Source organism: Actinomadura barringtoniae, assembly GCF_017573505.1.
GTDB lineage: Bacteria > Actinomycetota > Actinomycetes > Streptosporangiales > Streptosporangiaceae > Spirillospora > Spirillospora barringtoniae.
On sequence record NZ_JAGEOJ010000011.1, the window covers coordinates 247,119 to 266,341 of the forward strand.

The 19,223-nt window shown below is 69.9% G+C and carries 20 protein-coding genes; 9 read left to right on the forward strand and 11 right to left on the reverse strand.

Going from position 1 to position 19,223, the window contains the following annotated elements; translation table 11 throughout:
* The first annotated feature begins 240 nt into the window (after positions 1–240).
* Positions 241–1,257 carry an NAD(P)H-dependent flavin oxidoreductase gene (locus J4573_RS27225; protein WP_208258698.1) on the forward strand — a complete coding sequence of 339 codons (1,017 nt, stop codon included), beginning with the start codon at positions 241–243 and terminating at the stop codon, positions 1,255–1,257.
* Positions 1,258–1,276: 19 nt separating this feature from the next.
* Here the strand turns inward: J4573_RS27225 and J4573_RS27230 are convergent, their stop codons facing one another.
* Complete coding sequence (locus tag J4573_RS27230; protein ID WP_208258699.1) at positions 1,277–1,939, reverse strand: peptide chain release factor-like protein; 663 nt, start codon at positions 1,937–1,939, stop codon at positions 1,277–1,279.
* Between the two features lie 209 nt (positions 1,940–2,148).
* On the opposite strand from J4573_RS27230, the gene J4573_RS27235 reads away from it, so the two are divergent.
* The 3 genes from J4573_RS27235 (at position 2,149) to J4573_RS56210 (ending at position 4,037) form a co-directional block, all read left to right on the forward strand.
* Positions 2,149–2,730, forward strand: coding sequence for a TetR/AcrR family transcriptional regulator (locus J4573_RS27235; protein ID WP_208258700.1), 582 nt, complete (start codon positions 2,149–2,151; stop codon positions 2,728–2,730).
* Positions 2,731–2,732: 2 nt separating this feature from the next.
* Positions 2,733–3,851, forward strand: coding sequence for a glycosyltransferase (locus tag J4573_RS27240; protein ID WP_208258701.1), 1,119 nt, complete (start codon positions 2,733–2,735; stop codon positions 3,849–3,851).
* Positions 3,852–3,947: 96 nt separating this feature from the next.
* A complete protein-coding gene (locus J4573_RS56210) occupies positions 3,948–4,037 on the forward strand; it encodes a hypothetical protein (RefSeq protein ID WP_307796921.1) in 90 nt (29 codons plus the stop codon).
* Positions 4,038–4,256: 219 nt separating this feature from the next.
* Here the strand turns inward: J4573_RS56210 and J4573_RS27250 are convergent, their stop codons facing one another.
* Entirely contained in the window at positions 4,257–4,628 is a 372-nt protein-coding gene (locus J4573_RS27250; protein ID WP_208258703.1) for a hypothetical protein, read from the reverse strand.
* A 230-nt stretch (positions 4,629–4,858) separates the two neighbouring features.
* Between J4573_RS27250 and J4573_RS27255 the strand changes: the two genes are divergently transcribed.
* Positions 4,859–5,197, forward strand: a complete 339-nt coding sequence (locus tag J4573_RS27255; protein ID WP_208258704.1) for an ArsR/SmtB family transcription factor — start codon at positions 4,859–4,861, stop codon at positions 5,195–5,197.
* Between the two features lie 22 nt (positions 5,198–5,219).
* Here the strand turns inward: J4573_RS27255 and J4573_RS27260 are convergent, their stop codons facing one another.
* The 4 genes from J4573_RS27260 to J4573_RS27275 form a co-directional block, all read right to left on the reverse strand.
* Positions 5,220–6,140 carry a hypothetical protein gene (locus tag J4573_RS27260; protein WP_208258705.1) on the reverse strand — a complete coding sequence of 307 codons (921 nt, stop codon included), beginning with the start codon at positions 6,138–6,140 and terminating at the stop codon, positions 5,220–5,222.
* Positions 6,141–6,246: 106 nt separating this feature from the next.
* Complete coding sequence (locus J4573_RS27265) at positions 6,247–7,314, reverse strand: endonuclease/exonuclease/phosphatase family protein (RefSeq protein ID WP_208258706.1); 1,068 nt, start codon at positions 7,312–7,314, stop codon at positions 6,247–6,249.
* Between the two features lie 92 nt (positions 7,315–7,406).
* On the reverse strand, positions 7,407–8,723 hold the full coding sequence (locus J4573_RS27270; RefSeq protein WP_208258707.1) for a tetratricopeptide repeat protein: 1,317 nt from the start codon (positions 8,721–8,723) through the stop codon (positions 7,407–7,409).
* A gap of 127 nt (positions 8,724–8,850) precedes the next feature.
* Entirely contained in the window at positions 8,851–9,501 is a 651-nt protein-coding gene (locus J4573_RS27275; protein WP_208258708.1) for a TetR/AcrR family transcriptional regulator C-terminal domain-containing protein, read from the reverse strand.
* A gap of 70 nt (positions 9,502–9,571) precedes the next feature.
* Between J4573_RS27275 and J4573_RS27280 the strand changes: the two genes are divergently transcribed.
* On the forward strand, positions 9,572–10,369 hold the full coding sequence (locus J4573_RS27280) for an alpha/beta fold hydrolase (protein ID WP_208258709.1): 798 nt from the start codon (positions 9,572–9,574) through the stop codon (positions 10,367–10,369).
* Between the two features lie 16 nt (positions 10,370–10,385).
* On the opposite strand, the gene J4573_RS27285 is transcribed toward J4573_RS27280, so the two are convergent.
* Genes J4573_RS27285 through gcvPA form a run of 5 tightly spaced genes read right to left on the reverse strand, consistent with a single transcriptional unit; the run spans position 10,386 to position 15,956 of the window.
* Positions 10,386–11,060 (reverse strand): GntR family transcriptional regulator, encoded by a 675-nt coding sequence (locus J4573_RS27285; protein WP_208258710.1) that lies wholly within the window; start codon positions 11,058–11,060, stop codon positions 10,386–10,388.
* A 42-nt stretch (positions 11,061–11,102) separates the two neighbouring features.
* Positions 11,103–11,864 (reverse strand): SDR family NAD(P)-dependent oxidoreductase, encoded by a 762-nt coding sequence (locus tag J4573_RS27290; RefSeq protein WP_208258711.1) that lies wholly within the window; start codon positions 11,862–11,864, stop codon positions 11,103–11,105.
* A 14-nt stretch (positions 11,865–11,878) separates the two neighbouring features.
* A complete protein-coding gene (locus J4573_RS27295) occupies positions 11,879–13,006 on the reverse strand; it encodes an ATP-NAD kinase family protein (protein WP_208258712.1) in 1,128 nt (375 codons plus the stop codon).
* Entirely contained in the window at positions 13,003–14,577 is a 1,575-nt protein-coding gene (gcvPB, locus tag J4573_RS27300) for an aminomethyl-transferring glycine dehydrogenase subunit GcvPB (RefSeq protein ID WP_307796923.1), read from the reverse strand. The genes J4573_RS27295 and gcvPB overlap by 4 nt, the downstream gene beginning before the upstream one ends.
* Positions 14,574–15,956, reverse strand: coding sequence for an aminomethyl-transferring glycine dehydrogenase subunit GcvPA (gcvPA, locus tag J4573_RS27305; protein ID WP_208258713.1), 1,383 nt, complete (start codon positions 15,954–15,956; stop codon positions 14,574–14,576). The genes gcvPB and gcvPA overlap by 4 nt, the downstream gene beginning before the upstream one ends.
* Positions 15,957–16,094: 138 nt before the next feature.
* Here gcvPA and J4573_RS27310 point away from each other — a divergent pair, with 138 nt between their 5' ends.
* From J4573_RS27310 to J4573_RS27320, 3 genes are read left to right on the forward strand one after another with little or no spacing between them, the layout of a single operon-like run.
* Positions 16,095–17,441 carry an ABC transporter substrate-binding protein gene (locus J4573_RS27310; protein WP_208258714.1) on the forward strand — a complete coding sequence of 449 codons (1,347 nt, stop codon included), beginning with the start codon at positions 16,095–16,097 and terminating at the stop codon, positions 17,439–17,441.
* Positions 17,442–17,444: 3 nt separating this feature from the next.
* A complete protein-coding gene (locus J4573_RS27315; RefSeq protein ID WP_208258715.1) occupies positions 17,445–18,401 on the forward strand; it encodes a carbohydrate ABC transporter permease in 957 nt (318 codons plus the stop codon).
* On the forward strand, positions 18,398–19,222 hold the full coding sequence (locus J4573_RS27320) for a carbohydrate ABC transporter permease (RefSeq protein WP_208258716.1): 825 nt from the start codon (positions 18,398–18,400) through the stop codon (positions 19,220–19,222). The genes J4573_RS27315 and J4573_RS27320 overlap by 4 nt, the downstream gene beginning before the upstream one ends.
* Position 19,223 lies beyond the last annotated feature (1 nt).

Below are 19,223 nucleotides of genomic sequence, written 5' to 3' on the forward strand. Positions count from 1 at the left end.
TGCCCGAAGCGTGAGCCCCCACTTAGTTCACGCTTTATTTCACGACCTGATTTAAAGCGTGAACGAAGCACCCGTCAAGGATCTTCTAACAGTTCGCATCATTCGTCGTCAGCGCCGCCCTTGCAAACGCCCCCGACCGGCCGGAACCTCAGACCGGGCCCATCGCCGGCCCGTTGTCGGCCCATCCTCGGCCCATCCTCGGCCCGTCGTCGGGGTTCGCCCTCGCCCAGGGGAGAGATCATGAGCGTGCTGTCCACCCGGTTCACCGAGAGGTTCAACGTCCAGTACCCGTTCGCCTGCGCCGGGATGGCGTTCGCGGGCGGCACGCCGGAGCTGGCGGTGGCGGTCACCCGCGCGGGCGGCGTCGGGGCGGTGGGCGTCGCGCTCCTGCCGCCCGACGAGGTCCGGCGCATCATCCGCGCGATCAAGCAGGCCGTCGGGGACGCGCCGTTCAACGTCAACCTCATCACCTACTTCGACAACGCCGAGTACGTCAGCCTCTGCGTCGAGGAGCGCGTGCCGATCGTCTCCTTCCACTGGGGCCACCCGCCGACCGACCAGATCAAGTACCTGCGCGAGGCCGGGGTCTCGGTCTGGGAGCAGGTCGCCTCGGCGGGCGCCGCCAGGCTCGCCGCCGACGACGGCGTGGAGGTCGTCGTCGCCCAGGGCTGGGAGGCGGGCGGCCACAACTACGGCGGCCTGCCGACGATGGTCGGCGTCCCCGCGGTCGTGGACGCCGTCGGCGACCGCGTGCCGGTCCTCGCCGCGGGCGGCATCACCGACGGCCGCCAGGTCGCCGCCGCGCTGTGCCTGGGCGCCGACGGCGTGTGGGTCGGAACGCGGATGGTCGCGTCCGCCGAGGCCAACGTGCATCCCGAACACCACAACCGGCTGATCGCCTCGGTCGGCGAGGACACGGTCCGTTCCGGCGTCTTCGGTCCCGAGTGGCCGGACTTCAACCCGATGCGCGTGCAGCGCGACCGCGTCGTGGCCGAGTGGAACGACCGCCTGGACGAGGTGCCGGCCGACCGCGACGACCTGGAGCTGATCGGCACCACGGTCTTCCAGGGGACCGAGACGCCGCTCCGCAAGTTCGCCGTGTTCCCGCCCGTACCCGCGACGCAGGCCGACTGGGAGGAGGTGCCCTGGCTGATGGGCCAGGGCGTCGGCCTCATCCACGACATCCGTCCGGCGGGCGACATCGTCCGGGACATGATGAACGAGGCCGAGCGCGTCCTGACCCGTTTCGGTGCTTAGCCGGGTGTGAGCCCGGCGCTTAGCCGAGCCGCCCCTGGCGCCAGGCCCGCTGCGTCCAGCGCCGCCCGGTCTCGTGGTCGACGACCTCGTGGCGCTGGCTGTTGTGGGTGAACGCCTTGGCCGAACGTTCCGCCCGCACCTGCCTGCGCCGCGTCGCGTCGGTCGCGTGCCGCGACGCACGTTCGGCGCGTTCCTGAAGGCGCTGCTCCAGTTCCGCCTGCGCGGACGCCAGGTTGGCGGCCTGTGAACGGCCCGTGGTGCGCGTGATGACGATGCCGGTCGGCATGTGCCGCAACCGCACCGCCGTCTCGACCTTGTTCTTGCGCTGCCCGCCCCGGCCGCGCCCTCGCATGGTCTCGATGACCAGGTCATCGTTCCGGATCTCCGGCGCGGTCACCGCCGGCCCCTCGGGCAGGACGGCGAGCGTGGCGGTGGAGGTGTGGCGCCGGCCGCGACGGTCGTTGCGCGGCTCGTGTTGCAGCCGGTGCGTCCCGGCCAGCCAGCCGACCTGCGAGACGGGCACGCCGCCCAGCACCAGGATGGTCGTGCGGGCCTCGGCGGTCGCTCGCTGCACCGACCACTCGTGTCGAGCGGCCCAGGCGGTGACGGTCTCGGCCAGATCGGTGGCGAACGTGAGCGCGTCGGCTCCGCCTTCGCCCGGACGTATTTCAACAATGCACATGGCAAGGCTCCTGTGAGTGCCGTCGAAAGGATCCGCGGGTCGCGCACGGGCGCGACGTCCGCTCATCGACGGCCAGGAGCAGGCACGACCACGAGCCCGGCGCACGAGGCGCTCGGGCGAACAGTGATGGCCGTGCCGTTCATGGGTCCGATGGTAGCCACGGCAGATCATCATCGCCATCTCATAATTTCGTGTTAGTGTCCGTTGTCATGAAAAGGGCCTACACGATGAGCGCGCGCGCCCGGTCGGCGGAGGCGACCCGGCAGCGCGTCCTCGCCGCGGCGGTGACGCTGCTGAAGCGCCGGATGCGTTCCGACATCCGGCTGGAGGACGTGGCGGCCGAGGCGGGCGTGAGCGTCCCGACCGTTCTGCGGGCGTATGGGACCCGCGCTCAGCTCGTGGACCTGGCCCTGGCGCAGGTGCTGGAGGGCATCGGCACCGAGCTGAAACAGGCCGAGCCGGGCGACGTCCCCGCGTCCGTCGCCGCGTGGTTCGATCACTACGAGAAGTTCGGCGACGCGGTGGTGCGCAACCTCGCCGACGAGTCCGATCCGGTCGTGGCCCCGATCGTGCGGATCGGCCAGACCCGCCACCGGGAGCACGTCGAACGACAGCTGGGCCCGCTCATGGCAGACGTTCCGGACGAACGCCGGACGATGCTCCTGGACGCGCTGGTCTGCGCCTGTGACGTCTACACCTGGAAGCTCCTCCGCCGCGACATGGGCCGTTCGCGAGCCGATGCCGAGGCGGCCATGACGTTGATGATTCAGTCCCTGCTCAACGGAGGTTGACCATGCGCTGGCTGCTGCTCACCTGGGATGGTGCGGGGAACCAGGTTCCGATGCTGGGCCTGGCACAGACGCTCGCCGGTCGCGGGCACGACGTCACCGTCGCGGGCTACGCGAGCCAGCGCGACCGCTTCGCGGGCTTCGATTTCCGTACGCTGCCAAAGGCCGACGCCGGCTACCCGACCGAACCGCCCCCGGAGGGCTGGCTGCCCGCGTTGGTAGGCGCGGTCTGGGCCTGCGAAGCCCACCTGACCGACGTGCCGGAGCTGCTCAAGGAGGGCTCCTACGACCGCGTCGTCGCCGATTGCCTGATGTTCGGTGCACTTGCGTACCTGCAAGCGTCGTCCACTCCGGCAACGGTTCTGGTTCACAGCGCCCCCGGAGCGTTGGCGCCTCCGGGCCAACCTCTGGAGCAGATGCTTCTCCCCGCGGTGAACGCGCTGCGTGAGCAGGCGGCGCAGCCTCCCATCGATCACCTCTGGGACGCCTGGACCCCGTTCACTACGCTCTGCACGAGCATCCGTGAGCTGGACCCGCTGGCCGACCAGGTGCCGGAGTCGTTCACCTACATCGGCCCGCTGTTCGAGCAGCGCCCGCCGTCCGGCTGGGAAGCGCCGTGGCCGCAGGACGACCCGCGCCCGCTCATCATCGGCAGCTTCTCCACGGGTGTCGCGTGGGACCAGCGCTCACGCATCCAGCGCACCCTCGACGCCCTCGCCGACGGGCATCACCGCGTCCTGATCACCACCGGCGAAACCGCGGCCCCCAGCCACGGCGACGCGGTCGTCCTACCCTGGCTGCCCCATACCGAGGTACTCCCGCAGGCCTCCGCGGTCGTCACCCACGCAGGCCACGGAACGCTCGCCGCCGCCCTGGCACACGGGGTCCCCGTGGTCGCGCTTCCCAACCCGGCGGCCGACCAGCCGGCCCTGGCCCAGCGCGCGGCCGAGCTGGGAGCCGGCATCGCCCTCGACGGCGAGAACGCGAGCCCGGCGGAGATCGCCGCCGCCGTCCGCACCGTCATCGAAGACCCGTCCTACCGTTCGGCCGCCGCACGGCTGGGCGACCGCATCGGTGCCGCACCGGGGCCGGCACCTGCGGTCGCCCGGCTCGAACGGGCCTAGCGCTCGGCGGCGGTCCTCAAGTCGCGCAGCCAGGCCTCGAGGCCCATGCCGAGCGCCTCGGCGCTCTCGCTGAACGCGATCGCCAAGCGGCTGGGCATGAGCGGTCCCGCGCTCTACCGCTATTACGCCGGCCGCGACGAGCTGATCACCGAGCTCACATCACAGCCATCTCGAACGAGATCATGACGACCGTCCTGGAGGCTCGACGCCGAACTCGACAGCCTTCTGCCCTGACGACTGCAGCCTCAGTCCAGTTCAATTCCAGAAAGAATCCGCCCGCAGAATTCAGCCGCGAATAACGTGGCCATTACGGCACTCCGCCCAGTCGCGACGCCATGCGCCTGACGCGGCGATCGCCACCCGCGCCATTCGGTGCGGGCGGCGATCAGTGAGAAAAGCCGATCATTAAACGGCGATCGCTTCCTCGACGGCCTTGAGCCGGTGCCTGGCTAGAGCGAGGTTCGCCCGCTCCCGGTCCAGGGCCAGATACAGGAACAGCCCTCCGCCCTTCCGCCCGGTCAGCGGCATGATGATGTGGTACTGCCGGGTGAGGGTGATGAGGATGTCATCGATCCCTTCCTTGAGGTTGAGCTGCTCGATGGTGCGCATCTTGCCGCGCACCACCTCGGTGTTCCCTGCGCTGGCGACGGCCAGGTCTAGCTCCTTGGAGCCGCCGAGCGTCCCCAGCGCCATGCCGCTGCTGTAGTCGACGACGGCCGCCCCGAGGGCGCCGTCGATCGCCATCATCTCTTTGAGTGACAGGTCAATACCAGCCATGTGTTCCTCCTTGCGGGGGAGGGGCTCGTCCGATGGCGTCACCTTACTCTTGCATATTTCATGATGTGTCACCTTGCGAAAGAATCGTCCACCCCGCCATTAAAATTCCGAGTAGTATTCGGTATCTGAGATTCCCGCGTCATCAATCTCCACCGCGCGCACTTTTGGCGCTGCTATTGTGTGATGGATGCCCGGTTCGGGCTTGAAGTCCAGAATGAAGGGCGGTCGAGGTGAGTACGCCGCTGTATAAACTGAAGGCGGAGTTCTTCAAGACGCTCGGCCACCCGGCCCGGATCAGGGTGCTGGAACTCCTCAGCATCCGCGAGCACTCGGTCGCGGAGATGCTCCCAGAGGTCGGAATCGAGCCGGCCCACCTGTCCCAGCAGCTGGCCGTCCTCCGCCGAGCCAACCTGGTCGTGGCCCGCAAAGAAGGCGCCACCGCCTACTACTCACTCACCAGCCCAGACGTGGCCGAGCTCCTGGCCGTGGCCCGAAGAATCCTCACCGGAGTCCTCTCAGGCCAGGCCGACCTCCTCCAAGACCTGAGAAGTTCAGGCGCCCGCAACTGAGCCGGACCGCACTCGGCGTTCCTCAGCCGTAGGGGTTTGTTTGGCTGAGGGCGAGAGCGCGGACTTCTTTCACGTCCTTCTCGCTGTAGTCGTCGGGGAGAGCGAGGTCGAGGACTCGGAAGAGGGCACGGATCTCGTCGGGGGTGGGCTCTTCGCCGAGGGGTGTGTCCTTGGACTTGTGCAGCGCCAGGACGCGGGCCTGCTTGCGGCTGGCGTACAGCTCGGAGACCAGGCAGTCGTAGGTGGAGCTGCCGCGCTCGATGATGGTGGCCGGGAAGTTCGGGCCGCGCTGGGTGATGATCAGGCAGGTGTCGGATTCCTCGTAGCGCAGCAGCGAATACGTCGTGGACAGGCACACGTCGATGTCGAGGAACTCGTAGCGCTGGCCGTACCAGCAGGCGGCCAGGATGGTCGCGTACAGCTCCTGGCGGGTGGCCTTCACCGACCAGGAGTCCTCGGACCCGTCGCCCGCGGGCAGCGCCTTGTGGAAGCGGACGTAGCGGTCGCACAGATCCTCGTCGCGGGGGTCGAGGATCTCCAGGTGGAACCTGAGGGGGCGGCGGAACGGGCGGGCCGACGCGACGCACTCGGGGAGCGTGACCGCGCGGACGTAGGTGCCGGTCGCGCCCTTGAAGTACCAGCGGGCGGTCTGGCGGCGGGCCTCGGTGAGCGCCCGGGTGCACTCGGCGCCGCTGACCTCGCGGACGAGCGCGCCGCGTTCGATGCGGTCGAGGCGCCGGTGGGTCTCGTCCACCGACTCGTCGCTGCGCTGGCGGTCGCGCAGCAGCACGATCGCGACGACGGCGAGGGTCGCGACCGTGGCGTTCTGCACGACCTTGTCCGAGGCGACGCCGATGACGTCGAGGCCGACGACGGCCATCGCCAGGAGCAGGGCGACGATGACGTCGACGTACCGGAGGAACCATTCGAATGCCCGTACCATGCGCAACCCAGAGCCTCCGGGGAGTAGGCGGGATTGGCCCGATCCTAAGGCCAGGCTGCGCGATGGTCAGGGTTTTGCCCGCCTCAGCGATCAAGACGTGACGCGGTCACCAGGCGATTCCGGCGGCGACGGGACGGTGGTCGCTGCCGGTTCCGGGCAGCACCCACGAGCTCTTCGGCTTCACGCCCTTGACCAGGATCTGGTCGATCCGCACCATCGGGAACGCCTTCGGCCAGGTGAAACCGAAGCCGTCCCCCGCCGCGTCCTGGGTCGAGCGCAGCTGCGAGGTGAGGCTGTTGAACGCCCGGTCGTTCGTGGTGCCGTTCAAGTCACCGAGCAGCACCACATGCTGATTCTGTTCGGCGGCGACGGCCCTGCCGAGCGCGTCCACGCCTCTGTCCCGCTGGGCCGTCACGAAGCCTCCCCGGGGATTCCATCGGACGGAGGCCAGGTGGGCCACGTACACCACCAGCGGCCCGTGGGGCGTGGCCGCGACGGCGCGCAGCGCCCGGTTGTCCTCCATCTTGAGGTCGAACGGCTTGGTCGCGGCCAGCGGGCCGTAGTCCATCTTGATGTCGAACGCCTTGGCGTCCGACAGCGGCAGCTTGCTCCACAGCCCGACCGTGCCCTGCACCGAGTGGTACGGGTAGGCCTTCGCCAGCTCCTTCTCGTACGTGGGGACGGCCTGCGGGGTCAGCTCTTCCAGCGCCAGCACGTTCGCGCCGGAGGCGATCAGGTCGCGAGCGGTCTTGGCCGGGTCGGGGTTGTCGGCGCCGACGTTGTGGCTGACCAGGGTGAGGTCGCCGCCCGCGTGGGACTTGTCGGTGAGCTGCCCGGCGAACAGGCCCAGCCACACCACGACCGGCAGCAGCAGCGCGGCCACCGCGGAGGCGGAACGGCGCCACACCGCCGCGGCCAGCAGCAGCGGAACGAACACCCCGAACCACGGCAGGATGGTCTCCACCAGACTGCCCACGTTCCCGAGCCAGTTCGGGATCTGCGCGTGCAGCATCATGAACAGGCCCAGCGCGACCGCCAGCGCCGTGAGGATCGGGCCGCGCTTCCAGGGCTCGGGCCCGGAGAGGGCGCCGAGCGCCTCGCGGATGCGCGTACGCCAGGCAGACGAGGCGGGGGTCGGACGGCTCGTGTCGTCCTGTTCGATCTCCGCGTCCATATGCGCCGTCGTCTGTCCTGGTTCACTGCCGGTCACTGCTGCGTCCTCGGGTCTTGGTAGGGGTCGGCGTACATGGACGGGCGGCACGGCTTTCAGCCGGCCTTGCCGTGGGCGAGGTAGAGGTTCATGCCGGTGAAGTCGAGCGTGATGTTGTACGGCTTGAAGAAGCAGTGGGAGAAGTGGCCGATCGCGTCGTACCCGGGCCCGTAGGGCCACGGCACGTTGACCGGCATTTCCGGGTCCGTCTCGCAGTAGACGTTCTCGGCGACGGCGGTGCCCAGGCGGATCTGCTTCGGGTAGCAGGGGTAGGTGGTGGTCGGGTGGCTGTGGGCGAACGTCTCGATCGGGCGTTCGTCGTCGGTGCGGATCCCCAGCTGCTTGGACACCTCCCCGGGCATGCCCAGGGCGGCCTCGCCGCTGGTTCCGCCGAAGTTCACGCCCATCACCCGTTCGCCGGAGCCGGCGATGCTGCCGATGCTGCTGACGTCGTGGTCACGCGACATCCACAGCGGCAGGGCCTTGGTGCCCGCCCGCGCGGCGTCGGCGCGCACCTTGCCGATCGTTCCGGGGGTCGGGCGGCGCAGGATCAGCGACCGGCCCGCGTAGTCGAACGTGGTCAGCAGGTGGTAGAAGACCCACGTGCCGATCAGGCCGTCGCTGTCACTGCTGACATCCGCGCCCGACTCCGTCGCCGACCAGCCCACGGGGAGGTTGCGCAGCTCGATGCCGCCCAGCTTGAACGAGTCCAGAACCCCGTAGTACACCCAGATCTTGGTGCCTTCGAACTCGGTCTCTTCCTGGTAGACGGGCTTCAGCCCGGCTTCCTTGGCCGCCGACGCGGTGAGGCCCAGACTCGGGGCGCCGGTGTAGAACGAGAGGCTCTTCGCAGGTCCGCCGTTCAGCGAGGCCTCGACCAGCGGGAACGGGTCCGTCTGCTTCCATGCCACGCGGCCGATGTCGCCGTGGATCTGATACGCCTCGCCGCGGACCGCCGCGAACCATTGGGCGTATCCCTCCTCGCCCGCCGCCCGCCAGCACGGCACGGAGAGCGCGAACTTGTCCTGCCGGATGTAGCAGTCGCCCAGCAGCGAGTTCGTCTGCTTGTCGTCGGGCGCCAGCCGGAGGGCCATCGTGAGGTACTTCTCGGCGTCGGGGAACTTGTTGCCCAGCAGCCCGACATGGCCGCGCTGACGAGCCGCGCGCAGGTTCGTGGGGTCCTTCTTCAGGATCTCCTCGTACGCGCGGCCGGCCTCCTCGAACTTCCCCGCCTTGAACAGCGCGTCCGCGTCAGCGTCGTCGGCTCGCGCTGCGGCCTTGCCCAGCAGCGGCGCCGTCGCCGCCGCGCCCGCCACCACGGCCGCGCCCCGCAGGACCGAACGCCGCTTCCATTCCCCGTCGACCGCCAACATGCTCTCCTCACGTGATGGCCTCTTCGCCGCTTAACTTTCTAGCGACCGAGGAGTCACAGCACGGTGCGGAAAGCTGTGACGCGGCTGTGACCGCGAATCGGGCACACTGACCGGCGCCGGCCCCTGCTCACTCGCTGATCGCGGCGGCCGTTCCGTCGATCAGTACGCCGAGGCCGTGTTCGAAGGCGCTCTCGCTCGGGTCGCCGCCGCCGTCGCGCAGGGCCGCGAGCAGGGTGGAGGCCGGGCCGGCGTTCAGCAGCTGAGCCAGACCGGCGGAACGGTCCGGCTCCGGCGGGCTCTCCTCATGGGCGCGGGTCTGCTCCTGGAGAACGAACCCGTTGACGTACAGCGAGATCGTCGTGATCGTGCGCAGCGCCAGCACCGGCGTGAAGCCACGGGCGACCAGCGCGGTCAGCTCCTCGTCGAACTGGTTGATCGTCGCGGCGCTCAGCTGGGCGGCGCCGGCGACGATGCGGGCGCCGTCGCGGTGGGCGAGCAGCGTCCGGCGGTAGGCGCGGGCGCGCCGGGCGAGCCAGTCCTGCCAGGACTCGTCCTCGCGGGGCGGTCCCATCCCGGCGGCCAGGATCATCGCCTCGGCCATCTCGTCGAGCAGTTCCTGCTTGGTGCGGATGTGCCAGTAGAGCGCCGGTGACCGGACGCCGAGCTCGGCCGCGAGCCTGCGCACCGTAAGGCCGTCGAGACCCACCTCGTCGAGGAGCCGCAGGGCTGCCTGGACTATCGATTGCCTGGTCAGGCCGGGTCTCTTCGCGGTCGACATCGGTGCCACCTTAGCACTGCTAAACTCTCCTTAGCAGTGCTAAGGCGGCGGCCAGGCGCGGGAGGTCTCGATGCTCACCACGGTCTCGGCGGACGGAACCGATGTCCGGGCGTACGACGAGGGGGAGGGCCCGCCCGTCGTGATCGTCGGCCCCGGCATGGACGACGGATCGCGGACGAAGAAGCTCGCCTCGCTCCTGACCCGCCGTTTCCGCGTTCTGCGTCTCCAGCGCCGCCAGTACCGCCTCGACCTCAAGGCCGGGGGAGCGTCCTGTTCGATCGCGCAGGAGGCCGCGGACGTGCTGTCCCTCGTGCGCACCGCCGGCGAGCCGGTGATCCTCTACGGCCACTCGTCCGGCGGCGTGGTCGCTCTCGAGGCCCTGGCGGCCTCGCCGGATGCGTTCGCGGGCGCGGTGATCTTCGAGCCCGCCGCGGTGATCGGCCCGCCGCTGGGAGGTGCCGCCCTGGGCCGTGCCCGCGCCGCCGAGGCCTCGGGCCGCCCCGGCAAGGCGCTGGCGATCTTCATGCGCGAGGTCGTCGGAATGCCCGCGTGGCAGGCCACGCCGGCCGGCGTCCTCATCGGCGCCGCCCCGCGCTACCGGAGGCTGGTGCCGAGCCAGCTCGACGATCTGCATGCGCTGGACGAGCTGGGCGTACGCCTCGACGCCTACGCCCAGATCCCCGTTCCGACCGTGCTGCTCGGCGGTGACCGCAGCCCCGCCCACCTCGCCGAGCGGCTCGACGCGATCGCGAACGTTCTGCCGAACGGTGAACGGGTCGTGATGCACAAGCGCGATCACAGCGCGGACCTCAAGGACCCTCAGCAGATCGTCCGCATCATCGACGGGCTCGCCGACGACGTTCTGTGAGGCGGCGGTCAGGCGATCAGCCGGCTTCGAGGCCCGGCGGGCGCGCCTCGGTGGGAGCGAAGCGTTCGAGGATGCGGTCCATTCCGCTGGTCCAGTTCCGCTTCAGCGCGGTGACGGCGCCGTCGACGTCACCGTTCAGGAGACGTTCGGCGATCTGCTCGTGCTCCTCGGCCGAACGCTCCAGTACCTCCTGATCGCCCACCACGACGCGCTCGTAGCGGTGCATGGTGAGCTTCAGCGAGGCGATGAGGTCCAGGAGCCGCTCGTTCGGGCAGCCCGAGAGCATCAGGTCGTGCCACGCGTCGTCGTAGCGTTCGATCACGTTCAGGGGAGCCTGCGGGTCGGAGAACGCCCGCGCCTCGTCGAGCAGATGCGGGGCGATCGACTTCAGGAAGTCGGCGCCGGACAGGCGCAGGGCGAGCGACTCCATCTCGCTGACGATCGTGGTGAGGTCGCGGAACTCCTTGCTGCTCAAGGGCGCGAAGCGGAAGCCCTTGCCGCGCTCGCTGCGGATGATGCCCTCGCGTTCGAGGGCGATCAGGGCCTCGCGCAGGGGAGTGCGGCTCACGCCCAGCTCGGTGGACAGCTGGCTCTCGTTGAGCGGCTCGTCCGCGGTGAACTCTCCCCGGCTCAGCCGCAGGAGCAGCTCGTCCTTGATCTGTTCACGCAGTGGACGGTGCTCGATCGGCATGGTCTTCCTTCTCGTCGCTGGCGGTTCGGTTCGCGTTCGGGGTCATGCCGTCCCCGCGCCGTCCACCGCGATGACGGCGCCGCTCACGAAGGCGGCCGCGTCGCTCGCCAGGAACGCCACGGTGCTCGCGATGTCGCGAGGCTGACCGATCCGGCCGAGCGGCCGGTCGGCCGCGTCTTCGTAGAACGCGTTCACCGATTCTCCGAGCTGGCGTGCCTCGTCCGCGAGCATCCCGGTGGCCGTGTCTCCCGGACAGACGCAGTTGACCCGGATGTTCTGCGGGCCGTGATCGATGGCCATCGCCCGGGTCATGTTGACCACCGCGCCCTTGGACGCACAGTACGATACGGCCTGCGCACCGCCCTTGATGCCCCATCCGGACCCGGTGTTGACGATGCTGCCGCCCCCGGCCGCCGCCATCAGCGGAACGGCCCGCGCGCTCATCAACATGATCGACTTGATGTTGACCGCCATCACCAGATCCCAGTCGTCCTCGGTGATCTCGCAGACCGTCGAACGCCTGATGATGCCCGCGTTGTTGAACAGGACGTCGACCCCGCCGTGGGCCTGGCGGGCGGCGTCGATCACCCGGTCGCAGTCGGCGGCCTTGGAGACGTCGCAGCGGACGAACGCCGCCTCGCCGCCCGCGCCGGTGATCTCCTTGGCGGCCTCGGTGCCGCTCGTCTCGTCGATGTCGGCGAGCACGACCGCCGCGCCGAGCTCGGCGAGCACCCCGGCGGTGGCCCGGCCGATGCCCGACCCGGCGCCGGTGACGACGGCGCTCTTTCCGGTCAGATCGATCATTGATGATCCTCCTGTCAGTGGATGGGGTACATGGTGGACCGCCCCCGGCCGGTGATCACCGGCCGGTGCCCGGCCAGCTCCCGGTCGAGGGCGTCGTCGCCGGTGTCGACCAGCAGCGGCCGTCCGCCCAGCGCGGCGAGCTTGGCCTCGGTGGCCACGACGAGCAGCCGGTCCGGGCCGGCCGCCCGCAGCACGTCGGGGGAGATCTGCTGGTTGCCCCGGCCGAGCAGGAAGCCCTGGCCCCCGATCGGCGTCACCGCGATCCAGGACGGCGCGGAACGGACGAGCTCGGCGAGCCCGTCGGCCGACAGATCCGTGGCGACCGCCGACAGCCCTGTGGTCACGCCCGTACTCGCGCGAAGGGCGTTGACGCCCATGACGGGGACGGCCGCGCCGAGCGCGGCGGCGACGGCCCGGGTGGTACCGCCGGGGCCGAGGACGAGCAGGTCGCCCGCCGGCAGCCGGGACGCGACCTCGGCGGCGATGCCGCCGATGGCGGCGGGGTTCGGCGCGGAGCTGCCGGTCTTGCGCTGCTGGATCCGTACGGGCACGTCCGGCACCCGCAGATGACCGTACAGCCGGGCCGTCACGCGGCCCTCCCGTACGGCTTCCTCGTCCAGGTCCATGACCTCGGCGTCGATGAGGCGCGCACGGCGGGCCGCCATGACGGCCACCGCCTCGGCGGCCAGGCGCGGGCTCACGCCGAAGACCGCCGAGTGCATCTTCACGCCGGTCGGGACGCCGAGCACGGGAACCGACGTCCCCACGGCGTCGAGCAGGTCGCGCGCCGTGCCGTCACCGCCCGCGAACACCAGCAGGTCAACGAGCGGAGCCAGCGCCTTCGCCGCGGCGGCCGTGTCGTCGGGCGTCGTCCGGCTCTGCGGTTTGTAGACGACCTCGGGCACCAGGCCGGCGGCCCGGACGGCGTCCGCGCCCATGGGCCCACCGGCGGTCAGGATCGGCGGGATGTCCCCGGGAAGCCGGGAACGCAGTTCGGTCAGCGCCAGGGCGGCCCGTTCCGACGCCCGGGGGCGCGCGCCCAGCGCCAGAGCGCGCGCCTGAACGGCCTCGCCGTCGCTTCCCTTGAGGCCGACCCGGCCGCCGAGCCCGGCGACCGGGTTCACCACGAGCCCGAGTCTCATTCGCCGAGGATCTTCCGGCGGTAGGCGCGCCAGGTGACCGCCCAGGTCTCGGAGGAGTCCAGCGTGTCCGGCCGCACGCGGTGGACCGTCGAGTTGTGCGGGGCCGTCCGCACCACGTCGGCGTCCTCGTACGCCTCGCGCGCGACCTCGGCGAGGATCGCGGCGTACTCGTCCAGGTCGGCCTTGGAGTAGGACTCGGTCGGCTCCAGCGTCATCGGCTCGGGCACCACGAACGGGTGGTGGCTCGTCCAGTAGTGCGTGCCGAAGTCGGCGGCCCGCACGCCGATGTCGTCGCTGTGCACGCCGGTGTCCTCGGTGAGCTCGGCCCAGCTGTAGCGCACCTGCTCGATGCGGCGCCTGCCCTCGGCGTACGGGGCGGAGACGCCGCGGATCTCCAGGACCTTCTTCATCAGGTAGTTGTTGTTGAGCACCGCGATCTCGGCCACCTCGCGCAGGCCCTCGGCGCCGAGCGACATGATCCAGGCGTACGCGCGGACCAGGTTCGGGATCACGCCGTAGAACGGCCGGATCTTGCCCACCGACGCGGGCCGGTCGTCGTTCAGCCAGTACGAGGCGCCGTCGAACTCGACGGTCGGGCGCGGCAGGTACGGCGCGAGCGCGTCGGTCACCCCGCACGCCCCGGCCGCCGGGCCGCCGCAGGCGTGCGGCGTCGAGAAGGTCTTGTGCAGGTTGAAGTGGCACAGGTCGAACCCGGCGTCGCGGGCCCGGGTGATGCCGAGGATGCCGTTGGCGTTGGCCTGGTCGTAGCAGGCGAGCCCGCCGGCCTCGTGCACGACCCGGACGAACTCCTCGATCCGCGGGTTGAAGATCCCGGTGTCCTCGGGGTTGGTGATGAGGAGCGCGGCGGTGCGCGGCCCGACGGCGGCCTTGAGCGCCTCCAGGTCGGGGTAGCCGTCGGCGTCCGGGTAGAGGGTGATGACCTTGAACCCGGCGGTCTTGGCGCAGGCGGCGTTGGAGGGATGGGAGAAGATCGTGGTGATGATCTCGTCCCGCTGCTCCAGCTCGCCGCAGGCCGCGAAGTACGCCCTGATCATCGCGACGTTGGTGTAGATCGCCGCGGAGCCGGCGCCCGGCTGCAGGGTGACGTGGTCCATGCCGGAGATCTCGGCGAGCATCCGTTCCAGCCGGTAGACGATCTCCAGCACGCCCTGCACGGTCCGCTCGTCCTGCAGCGGGTGCAGCTCGGCCACCCCGGGGTCGCGGACGAACTGGTCGTTGATCTTGGGGCTGTACTTCATCGTGCAGGTGCCCTGGCCGACGTCGATGTTGAGGTCGACGCCCAGGTTCTCCTGCGACAGGCGCAGATAGTGGCGGAGCACGTGCAACTGCGAGAGCTCGGGAAGGCCGGGCGGGTCCTGCCGGCGCAGGCCCGCGGGCAGCGCGTCGTCGAACGGGACCTCGGGGGCGGGCACCTGCACGCCGCGCTCGCCCGGGCTGGACAGCTCGAACAGCAGCGGCTCGTCCCAGCTGGCCTGATGGAAGCGGCGCAGCGGCGGCTTCGCGCCGATCTTGGCGTCGGCGGGGGAGACGGAGACGGGGGCGGTCCTCACTTCACGAGCTCCTTGAGGGTCGCGGCCAGGTGGTCGATGTCGTCCTTGCTGTGCACCTCGGTCACGCAGTAGAGGGCGTCGGTGTCGGAGAGCGCGGCGCCGCCGAAGATCTCGCGCTCGAGCAGCGCGTCGTTGATCTCCTCGGTGCTCGCCGCCCCGGTGAAGCGCACGGTGAAGTCGGCGAAGTGCGCGGCGGCCGCGTACGGGACCTCGATGCCGGGGACCGCGGCGAGCCGTTCCATCGCGTACCGCGTGTTCGCCATGATCGTCTCGCCGATCTCGCGCATCCCCTGCGGGCCCATGACCGCGAGGTAGACCCCGGCGGTGATGCCGTTCAGCGCGGCGGCGGTGCCGACCCACTCCTTGCCCTCCTCGCGGAGCGCGAACGAGGTGCGCTCGTAGGCCACGTCGCCGAAGCCGTACTCGCCCTCGACCTCGGTCGGCACCACGCCGAACAGCCGCGAGGGGAACTCGGCGACGAACCGCTCCTCGTCGCGGGTGGCGATGAACCCGGCGTTCAGGCCGCCGTAGCTCATGTGCAGGCCGAGCGGCTGGACGTCGCCGCACGCGATGTCGGCGCCGTACGCAGCCGGGGGCGCGACGACTCCGAGCGACATCGGGTTGCAGCCGACGACGTAGAGGGCGCCGGCCTCGTGGGCGGCGCGGCCCAGCGAGAGCAATGCCGGGTCGATGATCCCGGTGGCGGACGGCGACTCGGCGTAGACGGCGGCCACGTCGCCCGCGGCGAGCTCGCTCCGTACGGCGTCCAGGTCGGCCAGGCCCGTGTCGGGCGCCACGGGGACGACGACCACGTCGTGAACGGGGGCGACGTAGTCGTGGATCTTCGAGAGCTTGCCGGGATCGATGGCCGTGACGATCAGCAGTCGCCGGGCGCCGGTGATCCGCCCCGCCATGCGCAGGCCGGTGCCCGACGCCTGGTAGCCGTCGTACACCGGCACGGTGACGACGTCCATCTCCAGCAGCTCGCCCATCAGCGACTGGTACTCCCACAGCGCCTGGAAGCGGCCGTGGTCCTCGTACGGCTCGCCCGCGTATGCGGTCAGGAACTCGCTGCGGTTGACGACCTCGTCGACGACGGCGGGCACGTGGTGCTGGTACACGCCCGACCCGAGGAAGCTCAGGTTGTCGCGCGTGCTGACGTTGCGGCGCAGCAGCCCGCCGACATGCCGGGCGAGCGCCGCCTCCGAGCGCATCGGGGCGGGCAGGTCGAGCGGCCGGCGCAACCTGATGCTCTCCGGCACGTCCGCGTAGAACTCCTCGATGCTCGCGGCACCGACCTCGGTGAGCATCGCTTGCTTGATGGCTGGGACCGCGTTCGGGATGTACGGATGGACGAACGGTTCTCGTGCGCCGGTCATGCTCCCCGCTTCCTGATTGCCTTCTGACGGAGGGGCGCCGCAATCGCTCCGCAACGCTTCCGCGCTGAACTCTTGACGGATGCACCGTGTTCGGTGTGCTGTATACAGCATTCAACAGAGTTGTGTCGGGAGGCAAGGGTGCAGACCAAACGGACACAATGGACACGGCGGTCGGTACTGGTCGCCGGGGCCGCGAGTGCCGCGACGGCGGTCCTGGGCGCGAGCGGCTGCGCCGCGGGTGGGTCGGGAACCAAGAAGAACGGGCCCAAGCTCGCCGGCGCCTCCTCGGCCGCGATCAAGGGGAACCTCACGGTCTGGTCGTGGGACGTGGCCGCCACCGCGCTGAAGCGGCTGGCCCCCGAGTTCGAACGGCGCCACCCCGGAGTCAAGATCAACGTCGTGGACATCGGGTACGACAACGCCTACGACAAGATCACCGTCGGCCTGAAGTCGGGCAAGGGCCTGCCCGACATCACCACCGTCGAGGGACCGCGGTTCCAGAGCTTCCTCGGCAACTTCCCGTCCGGCTTCTACGACCTGTCCGCGCTCGCCGCGCAGTACAACGGCAAGTACGACCCGGCCGCCTGGCGCACCGCGTCCGACGACAAGGGCCGCGTCCTCGCGCTGCCCTGGGACACCGGGCCCTGCGCGCTGTACTACCGCCGCGACCACTTCCAGAGCGCGGGCGTCGACCCGAACTCGCTCGCGACCTGGGACGACTACGTCAAGGCGGGTGAGCAGATCAAGGCCAAGACCGGCAAGAAGCTGCTCACCCTCGACAACGCCGAGGACAACACCTTCCTGCTTCTCCTCCAGCAGCAGGGCCAGGGCTACTTCCAGGGCGGCAAGGTCGCGGTCAGCAGCGCCAAGGCCCTGCGCGCCATGCAGCTGCTCAAGACGCTCCGCGACAAGGGCCTGATCGACTTCGCCAGGGGCTGGGACGGCTACGTCACCTCGCAGAAGACGGGCAAGTCCGTCAGCGCGCCGTACGCCGCCTGGTGGTCGGGGACCCTGACCACCGAGATGAAGGAGCTCAAGGGCAAGTTCGGCGTCGTGCCGCTGCCCGCGTTCGACGCCGGTGGAGTCCGTACCTCCAACAACGGCGGCTCGGTGCTGACCGTGACGTCGCAGACCTCGAACGCGCAGACGGCGTGGGCGTTCGTGCAGTTCATGCTCGCCGACCCGGGCAACCAGGTGTCGATGCTGAAGGAGGAGGGCCTGTTCCCGGCGTACCTGCCCGCCCTTCAGGACCCGTACGTGTCCCAGCCCAGCGACTACTTCGGCGGGCAGCCCGTCAACAAGACGTTCGCCGACCTGGTGAAGTCCATCCCGCCGATCGAGTACACCAAGGACGGCGCGAAGGCCAACGAGCTGGTCTGGGCGGCCAACGCGGGCGTGCTGCTGCGCGGCAAGGACCCGAAGAAGACGCTCGACTCGACGGCCGAGCAGCTGGCCTCCGCGACCAGCCGCGAGATCGCCTCGTAGGTCATGGTGGTGAAGACTCGCGAGCCCGCGATCGCGACCGGTGAAGCGGCCGGCGACGCGACCACCGGTGCCGCCCACGCCCGCCCGCCCCGGAGACGGCGCGTCCCGCGACTCGCCCCCTGGGTGTTCGCCGGACCCGCGACCGTGCTCTTCGTCGCCTTCTTCGCCTACCCGCTCGGTGCGAGCCTGTGGCAGAGCTTCACCGCCGACCGCGACGGAGTCACGGTCTGGGTCGGGCTCGCCCAGTACCGGCGGATGGTGCACGACCCGGTCCTTCTCCAGTCGCTGGTCAACACCGGGCTGCTGCTCCTGATCCAGGTGCCCATCATGATCGGGCTGGCGCTGGTGCTGGCCGGGGTGCTGAACGCATCCTGGCTGCGGTTCCGGGGAACGTGGCGGCTGGTCTACTTCCTGCCCGCCGTCACGACCCTCGTCGCCTACTCGGTGGTCTTCCGGGTGCTGCTCAAGGCCGACGGCGGCCTGGCGAACCAGTTCATCGGTGCGTTCGGGCTCGGGCCGGTCGACTGGCTGAACGACGCGACCTGGGCGCGGATCTCCCTGATCCTGTCGATCACCTGGCGATGGACCGGCTACAACGCGGTGATCCTGCTCGCAGGCCTGCAGGGGATCGGCAAGGACCAGCACGAGGCCGCCGCGATCGACGGCGCGGGCCCGGTCACCACGTTCACCCGCGTCATCGTCCCGCAGCTGAAGCCCGTGATCCTGTTCTGCACGATCACCTCGACCATCGGCACGCTTCAGCTGTTCGACGAGAACTACGTGCTGACCCGCGGCGGGCCCGACAACGCCACCATGACCCCGGTCCTGTACCTCTACAAGATCGGCTTCGACCAGCTGGACTTCGGCTACGCCGCCGCGATCGCCTGGGTGGTCGTGCTGCTCATCGGCCTGGTCTCGCTGGTGCAGTTCCGGCTGCTGGGAAGGGACCGTACGCGATGAGCCCACGCATTCTCGGCCGCGCCGGGGCCTACGCGTTGCTGGCGATCGGCGTCGTGATCAGCCTGGTGCCGTTCTACTGGATGGCCGTGGCGGCGACCCACGACACCTCCGAGCTCTTCACCTCGCCGCCTCCGTTCCTGCCGGGCGGCAAGGTGCTCGCCAACCTGTCCCGGCTGGAGGACGAGCACGGCTTCACCCGCGTGATGGCCAACAGCCTGGGCATCGCGGTCGTCTACACGGTGCTGAGCTCGCTGATCTCGGCGATGTGCGGCTACGGCCTGGCCAAGTACCGCTTCCGTGGCCGCGGCGTCCTGCTCGGCGTGATCCTCGCGACGATGATGATCCCGATGCAGGTGCTGCTGGTCCCGCTGTTCCAGATGATGGCGAACCTGGGCTGGACCGACACCTACCAGGCGGTGATCCTGCCCTTCCTGGCGAACGCGTTCGGCATCTTCCTGATGCGGCAGGCGTTCCTGGGCTTCCCCGACGAGCTGATCGAGTCTGCCCGCCTGGACGGAGCCGGCGACCTGCGGCTCTTCTACCGGATCGTGCTGCCCGGCGTGCGCCCCCAGCTCGGCGCGCTGGTCATCTTCACGTTCATGAGCCAGTGGAACAGCTTCATCTGGCCGCTGCTCATGCTCAACACCGAGGACAAGTACACCGTGCCCATCGCGCTCAACACGATGATCGGGCTGACCAAGGTCGACTACTCCGGCCTGATGCTCGGCTCGTTCCTCGCCACCCTGCCCATCATGATCGTCTTCTTCGCGTTCCAACGGCAGTTCATCGCGGGCCTCCTGGGCGGGGCGGTGAAGGGATGAC

Excerpts from the sequence above, each read along its gene's own strand:
- J4573_RS27225 (WP_208258698.1), top strand. The coding sequence starts at position 241 with ATGAGCGTGCTGTCCACCCGGTTCACCGAGAGGTTCAACGTCCAGTAC.
- J4573_RS27230 (WP_208258699.1), bottom strand. The coding sequence starts at position 1,939 with ATGTGCATTGTTGAAATACGTCCGGGCGAAGGCGGAGCCGACGCGCTC.
- J4573_RS27235 (WP_208258700.1), top strand. The coding sequence starts at position 2,149 with ATGAAAAGGGCCTACACGATGAGCGCGCGCGCCCGGTCGGCGGAGGCG.
- J4573_RS27240 (WP_208258701.1), top strand. The coding sequence starts at position 2,733 with ATGCGCTGGCTGCTGCTCACCTGGGATGGTGCGGGGAACCAGGTTCCG.
- J4573_RS56210 (WP_307796921.1), top strand. The coding sequence starts at position 3,948 with ATGAGCGGTCCCGCGCTCTACCGCTATTACGCCGGCCGCGACGAGCTG.
- J4573_RS27250 (WP_208258703.1), bottom strand. The coding sequence starts at position 4,628 with ATGGCTGGTATTGACCTGTCACTCAAAGAGATGATGGCGATCGACGGC.
- J4573_RS27260 (WP_208258705.1), bottom strand. The coding sequence starts at position 6,140 with ATGGTACGGGCATTCGAATGGTTCCTCCGGTACGTCGACGTCATCGTC.
- J4573_RS27265 (WP_208258706.1), bottom strand. The coding sequence starts at position 7,314 with ATGGACGCGGAGATCGAACAGGACGACACGAGCCGTCCGACCCCCGCC.
- J4573_RS27270 (WP_208258707.1), bottom strand. The coding sequence starts at position 8,723 with ATGTTGGCGGTCGACGGGGAATGGAAGCGGCGTTCGGTCCTGCGGGGC.
- J4573_RS27275 (WP_208258708.1), bottom strand. The coding sequence starts at position 9,501 with ATGTCGACCGCGAAGAGACCCGGCCTGACCAGGCAATCGATAGTCCAG.
- J4573_RS27280 (WP_208258709.1), top strand. The coding sequence starts at position 9,572 with ATGCTCACCACGGTCTCGGCGGACGGAACCGATGTCCGGGCGTACGAC.
- J4573_RS27285 (WP_208258710.1), bottom strand. The coding sequence starts at position 11,060 with ATGCCGATCGAGCACCGTCCACTGCGTGAACAGATCAAGGACGAGCTG.
- J4573_RS27290 (WP_208258711.1), bottom strand. The coding sequence starts at position 11,864 with ATGATCGATCTGACCGGAAAGAGCGCCGTCGTCACCGGCGCCGGGTCG.
- J4573_RS27295 (WP_208258712.1), bottom strand. The coding sequence starts at position 13,006 with ATGAGACTCGGGCTCGTGGTGAACCCGGTCGCCGGGCTCGGCGGCCGG.
- gcvPA (WP_208258713.1), bottom strand. The coding sequence starts at position 15,956 with ATGACCGGCGCACGAGAACCGTTCGTCCATCCGTACATCCCGAACGCG.
- J4573_RS27315 (WP_208258715.1), top strand. The coding sequence starts at position 17,445 with ATGGTGGTGAAGACTCGCGAGCCCGCGATCGCGACCGGTGAAGCGGCC.
- J4573_RS27320 (WP_208258716.1), top strand. The coding sequence starts at position 18,398 with ATGAGCCCACGCATTCTCGGCCGCGCCGGGGCCTACGCGTTGCTGGCG.